Below are 12628 nucleotides of genomic sequence, written 5' to 3'. Positions count from 1 at the left end.
CTGCTGAGACACCCCTTGGGACAGCCCCGTGAAGGGGAAGAATACAACACTAATGAATCGAAAGTCAGATATTGTAGTGGAAATTTGACCTGCGCATCGCGCCCCCATCCGATGGCGCTCACAGCTGTCGACTTGACAAGTAAAAATAAGAAAGGCCACGCCGCAATCCGCGCCGTGGCCCTGTCAAAAAACGAACAATTGCTCGTTAATTAGCGTGGCAGCAGGGATGCCCCCATCAGGAACTCATCGACGGCGCGTGCGCACTGGCGCCCTTCGCGAATGGCCCACACCACCAGCGACTGGCCGCGGCGCATGTCGCCGGCCGCAAACACCTTGGCCACCGAGGTCTGGTAGCAGCCGGCGCCATCCGTGGTCGCCTTGACGTTGCCGCGCGCATCCGTATCGACGCCGAACGCTTGCAGCACCTGTTGAACAGGAGAAACAAAGCCCATGGCCAGGAAGACCAGGTCCGCCTTCATCTCGAATTCCGAGTTCGGCACTTCGCTCATCTTGCCGTCTTTCCATTCCACGCGGCAGGCGATCAGCTTTTCCACCTTGCCGCCCTTGCCTTCGAAACGCTTGGTGGCCACGGCCCAGTCGCGCTCGCAGCCTTCCTCGTGCGAGGACGAGGTGCGCAGTTTGGTCGGCCAGTACGGCCAGACCAGCGGCTTGTTTTCCTGTTCCGGCGGCTGCGGCATCAGTTCGAACTGGGCCACGGAAGCGGCGCCATGGCGGTTCGAGGTGCCGACGCAGTCGGAACCCGTGTCGCCGCCGCCGATCACCACCACGTGCTTGCCCGTGGCCTTGATCTGGTCCTTGAGCTTGTCGCCCGCGTTGACCTTGTTTTGCAGCGGCAGGAAATCCATGGCGAAGTGCACGCCTTTCAAGTCGCGGCCCGGCACGGGCAAGTCGCGCGGCTGCTCGGCGCCGCCGGCCATGATGACGGCGTCGAATTCTTTTTCCAGGTCTTCCGGGAAAATGGTTTCCTTGGCCCAGTTGTTCACATTGGCAGGGAAATCCTTGCCGACCAGCACGCTGGTGCGGAACACCACGCCTTCGGCTTCCATCTGTTTTACGCGCAGATCGATGTGCGACTTTTCCATCTTGAAGTCGGGGATGCCATAACGCAACAAACCACCGACCCGGTCGCTCTTTTCAAACACGGTGACGGCATGGCCGGCACGCGCCAGCTGCTGCGCCGCCGCCAGGCCGGCAGGACCGGAACCGACGATGGCCACTTTCTTGCCGGTGCTAAAACCCGCCGGCTGCGGCGTGACCCAGCCGTGCTCCCAGCCCATGTCGATGATTTTATGTTCGATCGACTTGATGCCGACCGGATCTTCGTGGATGCCCAGGGTGCAGGCCGATTCGCACGGCGCCGGGCAGATGCGGCCCGTAAATTCCGGGAAGTTATTCGTCGAATGCAAGATGTCGAGCGCTTCGCGGTAGGCGCCGCGGTACACCAGGTCATTCCAGTCGGGAATGATGTTATTCACGGGGCAACCCGTGGTGCAGAAGGGAATGCCGCAATCCATGCAGCGCGCGCCCTGCACGGTCGCTTGCGCGTCCGACAGGTGCAAGACGAATTCCTTGTAGTTCTTCAGGCGCGCGGCGGGCTCCAGATAGTGTTCGTCCTGGCGCTTGAATTCCATGAAGCCGGTAATTTTACCCACGATGTTTCCTTTGTATTTGGCTGGCGGGGAGCGGCCGGGCCGCTCCCTGGTCAATTCATTTGGCAATGAGCTTGGCTGGCTCAGGCGGCGACGGCTTGCACTTCCATGGCGGCGTCCGCTGCCATCTCGATCAGCGCGCGCTTGTATTCGTTCGGGAAGACTTTCACGAACTTGCCGCGCGCCGCGGCCCAGTCGTCGAGCAGGACGCGGGCGCGGGTGCTGCCCGTGTGCTTGAAGTGACGCTCGATCAGGCGCTTGAGGATGACCTCGTCCGCTTCCGGCACGCCGTCGCGGTGCTGCGTATGCCAGGCGTCGCGGTCGACGTGCTGTTCCGCCGCCGAGACGACCTTGTCCAGGCTGACCATGGCCGTGTTGCATTTGCTGGCAAAGTCGCCGGCCGGGTCATACACATAGGCGATGCCGCCCGACATGCCGGCCGCGAAGTTGCGTCCCGTGTTGCCAAGCACCACGACCGTGCCGCCCGTCATGTATTCGCAGCCATGGTCGCCCAGGCCCTCGACCACCGTGGTGGCGCCCGAGTTGCGCACGGCAAAGCGTTCGCCGGCCACGCCGTTGAAGAAGGCTTCGCCGGCGATGGCGCCGTACAGCACCGTGTTGCCGATGATGATGTTGTCCACGGCCCAGCCGCGGAACTCGGTATTCGGCCGCACGATGATGCGTCCGCCCGACAAGCCTTTACCGACGTAATCGTTGCCCTCGCCCACCAGGTCGATCGTGATGCCGTGCGCCAGGAAGGCGCAGGCCGACTGGCCCGCCGTGCCTTGCAGCTGGATGTGGATGGTGTCGTCCGGCAAGCCGGCGTGGCCATACTTCTTCGCCACTTCGCCGGACAGCATGGTGCCCACCGTGCGGTTCAGGTTGCGCACGGGCGAAATGAAGGAGACGCGCTCGCCCTTTTCCAGCGCCGCGCGCGCTTGCGCGATCAGCTTGTGGTCGAGTGCTTTCTCCAGCGCATGGTCCTGGAATTCCACGTGGCGGCAAGCCTGGCCATCCGGCGTTTCCGGCTTGTGGAAGATGGCCGAGAAATCCAGGCCCTGCGCCTTCCAGTGCGAAATCGCCTTCGATTTGTCGAGCAAGTCGACCCGGCCGATCAGTTCGTCATACGTGCGGATGCCCAGCTGCGCCATCAATTGACGGGCTTCCTCGGCCACGAAGAAGAAGTAATTGACGACATACTCGGGTTTGCCCGAGAACTTGGCGCGCAGCACCGGATCTTGCGTGGCCACGCCCACAGGGCACGTATTCAAGTGGCATTTACGCATCATGATGCAGCCTTCGACCACCAGCGGCGCCGTGGCGAAACCGATCTCGTCGGCGCCCAGCAGGGCGGCGATGACCACGTCGCGGCCCGTCTTCATCTGGCCGTCGGCCTGCACGCGGATACGGCTGCGCAAGCCGTTCAAGACCAGCGTTTGTTGCGTTTCGGCCAGCCCCAGCTCCCACGGCGTGCCCGCATGTTTCACGGACGACAATGGCGAGGCGCCCGTGCCGCCGTCGTGGCCGGCGACGACCACGTGGTCGGCCTTGGCCTTGGTGACGCCCGCGGCGACCGTGCCGATGCCCACTTCCGACACCAGCTTCACGGAAATCGAGGCGCGCGGATTGGCGTTCTTCAAGTCATGGATCAGCTGCGCCAGGTCTTCGATCGAATAGATGTCGTGGTGCGGCGGCGGCGAAATCAGGCCCACGCCCGGCACGGAAAAGCGCAGGCTGGCGATGTACTCGGACACCTTATGGCCCGGCAACTGGCCGCCTTCGCCCGGCTTCGCGCCCTGCGCCATCTTGATCTGGATCTGGTCGGCCGAGTTCAGGTAGGCGGCCGTGACGCCGAAACGTCCCGACGCCACCTGCTTGATGCGCGAGCGCATCGAATCGCCTTCCTGCAGCGGAATGTCGACGACGATCTGCTCCGCGCCCACGACGGACGCCATCGTATCGCCCTGGCGGATCGGGATGCCCTTCAATTCCTGCGTGTAGCGGTTCGGATCTTCGCCGCCCTCGCCCGTGTTCGACTTGCCGCCGATGCGGTTCATGGCCACCGCCAGGGTCGCGTGCGCTTCCGTGCTGATGGAGCCGAGCGACATGGCGCCCGTGGCGAAACGCTTGACGATTTCCTTGGCCGGTTCCACTTCGTCGAGCGGGATCGCCTTGGTCGGGTCGAGCTTGAACTCGAACAGGCCGCGCAGGGTCAGGTGGCGACGGCTCTGGTCGTTGATGATTTGTGCGTACTCCTTATAGCTGGAGAAATTGTTGCTGCGCGTGGAGTGCTGCAGCTTGGCAATCGCGTCCGGCGTCCACATGTGGTCTTCGCCGCGCACGCGGAACGCATACTCGCCGCCCGCGTCGAGCTTATCGACCAGCACGGGATCGTTGCCGAAGGCCAGCGCGTGCAGGCGCAGCGCTTCTTCCGCCACTTCAAACACGCCGATGCCTTCCACGTTCGAGGCCGTACCCTTGAAGTATTTGTCCACCAGCGACTTGTTCAGGCCGATAGCTTCGAAGATTTGCGCGCCGCAGTACGACATGTAGGTCGAAATGCCCATCTTCGACATGACCTTCATCAAGCCTTTGCCGACCGCCTTGGTGTAGTTATAGATGGCTTTGTCGCCCGACAGGTCGCCCGGCAAGCCGTGCGCCATCTCGGCCAGGGTTTCCATGGCCAGGTACGGGTGGACGGCTTCCGCGCCATAGCCGGCCAGCAAGGCGAAGTGGTGCGTTTCGCGTGCCGAGCCCGTTTCCACGACGAGACCGGTGGAAGCGCGCAAGCCCTTGCTCACCAGGTGCTGGTGCACGGTGGACGTGGCCAGCAGCGCGGGGATCGCCACCTGGTCGGCGCAGATGGCGCGGTCCGACACGATCAGGATGTTGTGGCCGGATTTCACGGCATCGACGGCTTCCGCGCACAGCGAGGCCAGGCACGCTTCCACGCCTTCCTTGCCCCAGGCCAGCGGGTAGCAGATGTCCAGTTCGTACGACTTGAACTTGCCGCCCGTGTGCGCGCTGATGTTGCGCAAGCGCGCCATGTCGTCAAAGCCCAGCACGGGCTGCGCCACTTCCAGGCGCATCGGCGGGTTGACGTTGTTGGTATCGAGCAAGTTCGGTTTCGGGCCGATGAAGGACACCAGCGACATCACCATCGCTTCGCGGATCGGGTCGATCGGCGGGTTCGTCACTTGCGCGAACAATTGCTTGAAGTAGTTATACAGCGGTTTCAGCTTGTTCGACATGACGGCCAGCGGCGAGTCATTGCCCATCGAACCCGTCGCCTCTTCGCCGGCCAGCGCCATCGGCGCCATGAGGAATTTCAAGTCTTCCTGCGTATAGCCGAACGCCTGCTGGCGGTCCAGCAGCGACGGCTGGGCTTTTTCGCCCTGGGCGCGGTCCAGCTTGGCTTGTCCTTCGGCCAGCTTGATCTCGTCGAGCTTGATGCGCACCGAGTTGATCCACGCTTTATACGGCTTGGCGTTGGCGTAGGTGTTTTTCAGTTCCTGGTCGTCGATGATGCGGCCCGCTTCCAGGTCGATCAGGAACATTTTGCCAGGCTGCAAGCGCCATTTCTGGATGATCTTCGATTCCGGGATCGGCAGCACGCCCGATTCCGACGCCATCACCACCAGGTCGTCGTCCGTGACGATGTAGCGCGCCGGACGCAAGCCGTTGCGGTCCAGGGTGCCGCCGATATGGCGGCCGTCCGTGAACGCCATGGCGGCCGGGCCGTCCCACGGTTCCATCATGGCCGCGTGGTATTCATAGAAGGCGCGGCGGTTGTCATCCATCGTCGTGTGGTTTTCCCACGCTTCCGGAATCATCATCATCATCGCCTGGGCGATCGGGTAGCCGGCCATCAGCAGCAGTTCCAGCGCATTGTCGAAGCACGCCGTGTCGGACTGGCCTTCATAGATCAGGGGAAACAGCTTTTGCAAATCGTCGCCCAGCACGGCCGACTTCATCACGCCTTCGCGCGCGCGCATCCAGTTGAAGTTGCCTTTCACCGTGTTGATCTCGCCATTGTGCGCGATCAAACGGTACGGGTGGGCCAGCGGCCATTCGGGGAAAGTATTCGTCGAGAAACGCTGGTGCACCAGGGCCAGGGCCGAGATGCAGCGCGCATCCTGCAAGTCCTTGTAGTACACGCCCACCTGGTCGGCCAGCAGCAAGCCTTTATAGACGATGGTACGGGCCGACATCGACGGCACGAAGAATTCCTTGCCGTGCAGCAGTTTCAAGGCCTGGATGGCGTGGCCCGACGATTTGCGGATCACATACAGTTTGCGCTCGAGCGCGTCCGTGACCATGATGTCCGGGCCGCGGCCGATGAAGATCTGGCGGATGACCGGTTCCTTGGCGCGCACGGTGGGCGACATCGGCATGTCCGTATCGATGGGCACGTTGCGCCAGCCCAGCACGACCTGGCCCTCGATGCGCACGGCGCGTTCGATTTCCTGTTCGCAGGCGATGCGCGACGCGTGTTCCTTCGGCAGGAAGACCATGCCCACGCCGTATTCGCCAGGCGGCGGCAATTCCACGCCCTGCTTGGCCATTTCTTCGCGGTAGTACTGGTCGGGAATCTGGATCAGGATGCCGGCGCCATCGCCCATCAGCGCATCGGCGCCCACGGCGCCCCGGTGATCGAGGTTTTTCAGAATCAGCAAACCCTGTTCGACGATCGAATGGGTCTTGTTGCCCTTGATATGGGCGACGAAACCGACGCCGCAGGCATCGTGTTCATTGGCTGGGTCGTACAGGCCTTGCGCTTTCATGGGCTTCTCCGCTGCATATGACTATCGAAAAACTAGAGTAGTGCAACGCAACAAAAAACTCAACCAGAATAATTAGGGTCGGAGTCGAATTAAATTCAATTCCGTCGCCCGAAAAATTTAATAGGGACACAGTCAAAACGATTTCAATAAAACGTCAGAAAGAAACCGTTTTTTGTTTTAAATGCGAATACTTTTCAATTGGCGTCCGACTCGGCCACGATTTTGCGGGGACGACCGCGCTTGGCGGGCAGCACTTGCCGCTGCATTTTCTGCTCCAACGCCTGCTTGAAAGCGTCGGAACCCAGTGGCCAGCCCTTCAATACAGCCTGTTCCACGGTTTTCACCTGGCTGCTGCCCAGACCTTGCTCGAACAGGTGCAGATACGCCGCCTCGCGGTCGAACGGCGTGTTGCCCAGCGCCCAGTACAGCGCGTGGTCGGTGATGACGGGATCGGGCCGCACACCAGCATGGTGGGCATAGCTGGACCAGCCATAGTCCAATGCCTGGGCGGCCAGACCCGTTTGCACGGGCACGCATTCCAGGTAACGGCAGCAAGTAAGGAAGAAATTGTCGGGATCGATGACGGAGGTTTTGTAGCGTCCCTGCCACAACGCCCCTTCGCGGCCGTATTTCTGGTTGAAATACGGCACGTAATAGCGTCCCAGCCACTGCATCAGCTGCCCCAGGCCCGTCGCATCGCTGGGCGTGGCCAATAAATGTAGCTGATCAGGCAATAAAACATAGGCGTGGACGGCCACCTTGAACATTTTCGCGCCCGTTTTCAGCCAGGACAGGAATTGCGCGTAATCAAACGCATCTTGGAACACGGGCTGGCGGTTGCTGCCGCGCTGGATCACGTAATGGGGCAGCGCGGGAATGATGAGACGGGGCAAACGGGCCATGGGGGAAATCATAAAATGAAGGCTAAGGCCTTGATTTTACACACTTGCGAGCGCAGGACGCGACTCTGACCCTGTTTTATTTAAAATACCGGGAAAAACGATGGACTCTGTCCCTTTTATTGCGCCAGCCACTTGCGGGCGGCGCAATATGGACCATCAGGACAGGTTAAAACTGGCCGACAGGCTGTAGCCCTCGCCATACGCGCTGCGCAGCGGCAAGTCCTGGCCCAGGCCCGTCTTGGCCTTCTTGCGCAGGCGGTACACGAGCATGTCGACGCGGCGGCCCGCATCGGGGTCGTCGCCGCCCATGCCGGCCACGATGACGTCGCGCGGCACGGGGCGGGTGTTGATGGTCAGCAGGTGCAGGAAATTGAATTCCTTTTCCGTCAGGGCGATGACGGCGCCCATCAATTCAAGTTGGCGAGCGCTTACTTTCAAGGTCCACTTGCCTGGCTCGGGCACGGGATCTTGCGGCCCCACGCGGCGGTCGAGTGCCTCGATGTGGGCGGCCAGTTCCGGGAATTTGATGGGCTTGGTCAGATAGTGGTCGGCACCGAGGCGCAAACCGAGGATGCGGCTGTCGAAGGCGACGCGTCCCGTCAGCACCAGCACGCCGATTTGCGGATACAGCTGGCGCATGCGGGGGATGACGTTGAAGCCGTCTTCATCGGGCAAGCCCAGGTCCAGCACGACCACGCCGACATTACCATGGCTCAACGCCGTCCACATCCCGCCAGCGGAGCTGGTGATATGAACTTCGTGTTCGAGCTCAACGAGAAACTCCGCCATGTCTTCGGCGTAGTCCAGATTGTCTTCGACGATCAGTATTTTCGTCATTGCTACGCCATTCTTCCGTTAGTGAGCTACCGTGGGCAAACCATGCCATTCACTTCTACACCATGATGGACGGCACAATAGGTTTACGTCAAGGAATTATCACGGTTGGCTTCAGCGGAAGCAAGGCTTTTCCTTGTCTAGACAGGAAGCGGCAGCCAAATCCGGAAAAGCGCCCCGCCTTCGGGCAGATTATGCCCCTGCAAACTCCCCCCATGCACGTCCACCACGGCGCGCGCCATGTACAGACCCAGGCCCGCACCCGCATGCGTGGCATCGGTTCCACGGAAACCTTTCTCGAACAGCTGCGCCAGTTCCTCTTCCCGCAAGCCGGGCCCCGCATCGCGCACGCACAGGGCCACGCCGCCCTCGGGCACCAGCCTGGCCGACACGGTAATGGCGCTGCCCGGCGGGCTGAACTTGACGGCGTTGTCGAGCAGGATTTTCAGACACAGAGCCATGCCGGGCACGTCGCAGCGCAGCCTGGCCGGCAAGTCTTCATCGAGTTCCAGCTGCACGCGGTGGCTGGCGGGCACGGTGGCGGCCGCCTGCTGCAGCAAGGCCAGCGGCGCGATGCCGTCGGCGGCCCGCTCGCGGCCGATGGCCGCCATGCGTTCGGGCGATAAATAGTCGTCTATCATGCCCAGCAAACGGTCGACGGCCGTCTGGATTTTCACGTAGCGCTTGCGCGTGGCCTCGTCGGCCTCGCTCGACGTCGAGACGAGGCGCTGGATGGCGCCGTCGATGGTGGCCAGCGGCGTGCGGAATTCATGCGACAGCATCAAGGCGAAACGCTTCTGCTCCTTTTCCCGCTCGGCTTCCTGCGCGTGGGCGGCGCTGACGTCGCGCACCGTGCCCACCACGGTGACGCCCCGCCCCGGGGCCGCGGGCACGATGGTCGAGCTCACTTCCAGCGCCAGAGGATGGCCGTCGGCATGCGCCAGCTCCACTTCGCGCAGCAGGGTCAAGCGGCTGGCGTCGCCGTCGCGCCAGCGCTGCAGCCGGGCCGGCACGTCCGCCGCCAGGCGCGCCGCGTGTGCGCGCAAGGCGGCCAGATCGTAACCGGTCAGGCGTTGCGCGGCAGGGCTGATGTAGAGTAATTCGAGGGTCGTGGCGTCGAGCAGGAAGGCGGCGTCGCGGCCATGTTCGGCCAGCAGGCGGAACTGCGCTTCGCCCGCCCGCGCGCGCAGCAGGGCGCGGCGCAACTGGACGAAACGCAGCGCCATGAGGACGGCGCCGGCAAGCAGCAGGAGGAAAATGGGCAGCATGCGTTATACCTGGCAGGAAAGAAGCGCCAAGTATAAGCGTGTGCCAGCGTTAATCTTCCAGCGGGGCGAAAATCTGCTGCAAGTCTTCCTGCGTGAGGGCCATCTTCTGCGCTTCGCCTTCGGCCAGGATCGATTGCGCCAGCTCCGATTTCTTTTGCTGCAGCAGCTGGATTTTTTCTTCCAGGGTGCCCTTGGCAATCAATTTGTAGACGAACACGGGCTTGTCCTGGCCGATGCGCCAGGCGCGATCCGTGGCCTGGTTTTCCGCCGCCGGATTCCACCACGGATCGTAGTGGATCACCGTGTCGGCGGCCGTCAGGTTCAGGCCCACGCCGCCCGCTTTCAGGCTGATCAGGAAGATCGGCACGGCGCCCTGCTGGAAGGCCGCCACTTGCGCACCCCGGTCCTTCGTCTCGCCCGTCAGCAAGGCGTACGGAATGTCGCGCGATTCCAGCTCTTCCTCGATCAGCTCCAGCATGCTGGTAAATTGCGAGAAAACGAGGATCTTGCGCCCTTCGTCAAGCAAGTCTTCCACCATCTGCATCAGGTCGAGCAGTTTGGCCGAACCGGCCGACTGCTTCTTCGCCGGCAAGGATTTGACCAGGCGCGGGTCGCAGCACACTTGCCGCAGTTTCAGCAGCGCTTCGAGGATGACGATCTGGCTGCGCGCCACGCCCTTCTTGTCGATTTCTTCGCGTACTTTTTGATCCATCGCAAGACGCACGGTTTCATACAGGTCGCGCTGCGGCCCCGTCAACTCCACCTTGCGCACCATTTCCGTCTTCGGCGGCAGTTCCTTGGCGACATTGTCCTTCGTGCGGCGCAGCAGGAACGGTTTGATGCGGCGGTTCAGCAGCATGCGGCGCAGCGGGTCGTCCTGGCGCTCGATCGGATGGCGGAACTGGGTGTTGAAGGTCTTCTCGTCGCCCAGCAAGCCCGGCAGCAGGAAGTGGAATTGCGACCACAGTTCGCCCAAATGGTTTTCCAGCGGCGTGCCGGACAGGCACAGGCGGTGGCGCGCGCGCAGCAGTCCCGCGCTTTGCGCCGCCTTGCTGCGCGTATTCTTGATGTAATGCGATTCATCGAGGATGACCAGGTGGAAATCGTGCTCGCGCAGGGTTTCCTCGTCGCGCGGCAGCAGGGCGTAGGTCGTCAGCACCAGGTCGCACTGGTCGATCTGGTCGAATTGCTGGGCGCGGTCCTTGCCTTGCAGCAGCAATACTTTCAGGCTGGGCGCAAATTTTGCCGCCTCGTCCTGCCAGTTGCCCATCAAGCTAGTCGGTGCGATGACGAGAGCCGGATGCGTCAAACGGCCCGCTTCCTTTTCCACCAGGATATGCGCCAGCGTTTGCACGGTTTTACCTAAGCCCATGTCATCGGCCAGGATCCCCGCCAGGTCATGGTCGCGCAGGAATTGCATCCACGCCAGGCCATCGGCCTGGTAATCGCGCAGGGTCGCCTGCAGACCGGCCGGCGCCGCCACTTTTTGCACGGAACCGAACTGGCTCAGCTTGCGGCCCATGGCGCGCAGCTGCTCGCCGCCCGTCCACTGCATCTCCAGGCCCCGCGCCAGCTCTTCCAGGCGCGCCGCGTCCAGGGTCGACATGCGCACGGCATGCCTGATCTTGTCGCCGAAATACAGTTCGCCCAGGGTGTTCAAGATCGGGCGCACGCGGCCCCACGGCAGGGCCACGCGCGTGCCGTCCGGCAAGGTCGCCAGCATCTGGTCGTCGTCCGCATGCGCTTCGATGACTTTCGGATTGAAATCGTTGGGCGCATTGCGGATCAGCTGCACCAGCACGGGCAGCAGCGGCACGCGCTCGTGGTTGACGACGATGCCCAGTTCCAGTTCGAACCAGGCGTTGCCGCTGTCCGGGTCCTGGTCGTCGATTTCCGCGTACCAGTCGCCCACGTCGCTCACATCGTAGCGGTACTTGGCCGTCTTTTCCACGATCCAGCCCTGCGCCAGCAAGGCGTCGATGCCGGACTCGGCAAAACGCAGCCATTCCGCCTGGGAAGGCAGCAGCAAGGCGCCCTTCAAACCGCTCAGGGGGGCGGAACCGGGCTTCTTGAATTGCAGCTCGGCCAACGTCGCCAGGGCCCGCGCTTCATCGACCGTATTTCTCTGGATAATTTCCGTCACCTCGCCCACTTGCCGCACCACGCGCTGCGACGGGTCGAACGAGACGCGCTCGCCATCGTAGTCGTAGGACAGCACGGCGAAGTCGCTCCAGCGCTGCAGGCTGCCGTCGGCCAGCATGGCGCTATCGAGCAGCAACACCGGTTGCGCCGGCACGTCCTTGCGCAAGCGCTGCGGCAACGGTTGCGGCAGCGGCATCAGATGCTGCAAGCCTTGCGCCAGCAGCAGCTGCGACACGCGCACCTTGTCGTTCGCGTTCAGGGGCGGCGCCTGCGCCACCAGCGCCTGCAGGTCGGCCAGGGAAATGTCGGAGCCGCCCTGGTTCAGTTCCAGCACGCCGCACGACAGGTTGTCGATGTACCACGGCGGATCGGTGGGCAGCATGTAGTCGATCTGGTCGGCGCCATGGTGCTTCGCGCCTTCCGGCGGGTCCACTTGCCAGCCCAGGCGCATGGTCTTGCCCTCGTCGCGCCAGAACAGGCGCGCGGGGCGCACGGGACCTTCCTTCAACGGGTACACGAGACCATTGCCCACGTCGGCCCAGGAATTGGCCCACAGCAATTTATCCTGCTCGGCCAGCATTTTCAGCAGGGCCGCGCCCACCTTGCCCTTCGGCTCCGTGGCGCTGCCCGTCTGCGAATTCTGTCCGCTGCGCATGGCCACGAAGAACCGCACGAGGTCTTCGTCGGCCGGCGTCAAGAACGTGGGCGGCGCCGACAGCAGGGAAAAGATTTCGCTGATGGGGGACGCCGCCGCCACGTCGCCGTTCGGCCGCAGCCGCGCCTTGTACAGGCACAGGGCCACGTGGCGGCCGCCGCTGGTGGGCGCCAGCACGTAGATCAGGCGGTGCTGGTTGAGTTTGGGATCGGGCTCGGCAATCGTCAGCACGGCCTTCGGATGGGCGGCAGCCTCCACCCGCTGCAGCCAGGTGGCGACGGCATACGGCAAAGGCGCTCCCGGCGCGCTGGCCGGGGCAACTGGGGTTTCACTGGTTTCGTCGCGGGTAAAATCCATGGGGCGCATTTTTGTG

Annotated in this window: 6 protein-coding genes; all 6 read right to left on the bottom strand. The window is 62.8% G+C overall.

Features of this window, described 5'->3' with window-relative positions:
- Nucleotides 1–209 precede the first annotated feature (209 nt).
- The 6 genes from AC07VH_RS27425 to AC07VH_RS27400 all read right to left on the bottom strand — a co-directional run bounded on the left by AC07VH_RS27425 (nt 210) and on the right by AC07VH_RS27400 (nt 12612).
- A complete protein-coding gene (locus tag AC07VH_RS27425) occupies nt 210–1673 on the bottom strand; it encodes a glutamate synthase subunit beta (RefSeq protein WP_475416706.1) in 1464 nt (487 codons plus the stop codon).
- A gap of 80 nt (nt 1674–1753) precedes the next feature.
- On the bottom strand, nt 1754–6454 hold the full coding sequence (locus AC07VH_RS27420) for a glutamate synthase-related protein (RefSeq protein WP_494788895.1): 4701 nt from the start codon (nt 6452–6454) through the stop codon (nt 1754–1756).
- A 194-nt stretch (nt 6455–6648) separates the two neighbouring features.
- Entirely contained in the window at nt 6649–7356 is a 708-nt protein-coding gene (locus AC07VH_RS27415; protein WP_494788894.1) for a transposase, read from the bottom strand.
- A gap of 156 nt (nt 7357–7512) precedes the next feature.
- A complete protein-coding gene (locus tag AC07VH_RS27410; protein ID WP_454772917.1) occupies nt 7513–8193 on the bottom strand; it encodes a response regulator transcription factor in 681 nt (226 codons plus the stop codon).
- 137 nt (nt 8194–8330) lie between these two features.
- On the bottom strand, nt 8331–9458 hold the full coding sequence (locus tag AC07VH_RS27405) for a PAS domain-containing sensor histidine kinase (protein WP_494788893.1): 1128 nt from the start codon (nt 9456–9458) through the stop codon (nt 8331–8333).
- 49 nt (nt 9459–9507) lie between these two features.
- The gene (locus tag AC07VH_RS27400; RefSeq protein WP_475416710.1) at nt 9508–12612 is read right to left on the bottom strand and encodes a DEAD/DEAH box helicase; all 3105 of its coding nucleotides are present in this window, start codon (nt 12610–12612) and stop codon (nt 9508–9510) included.
- Nucleotides 12613–12628 lie beyond the last annotated feature (16 nt).

The sequence above is a fragment of the Janthinobacterium sp. GW821-FHT03C10 genome, assembly GCF_059420865.1.
This window is presented reverse-complemented; position numbering and strand designations above follow the sequence as displayed.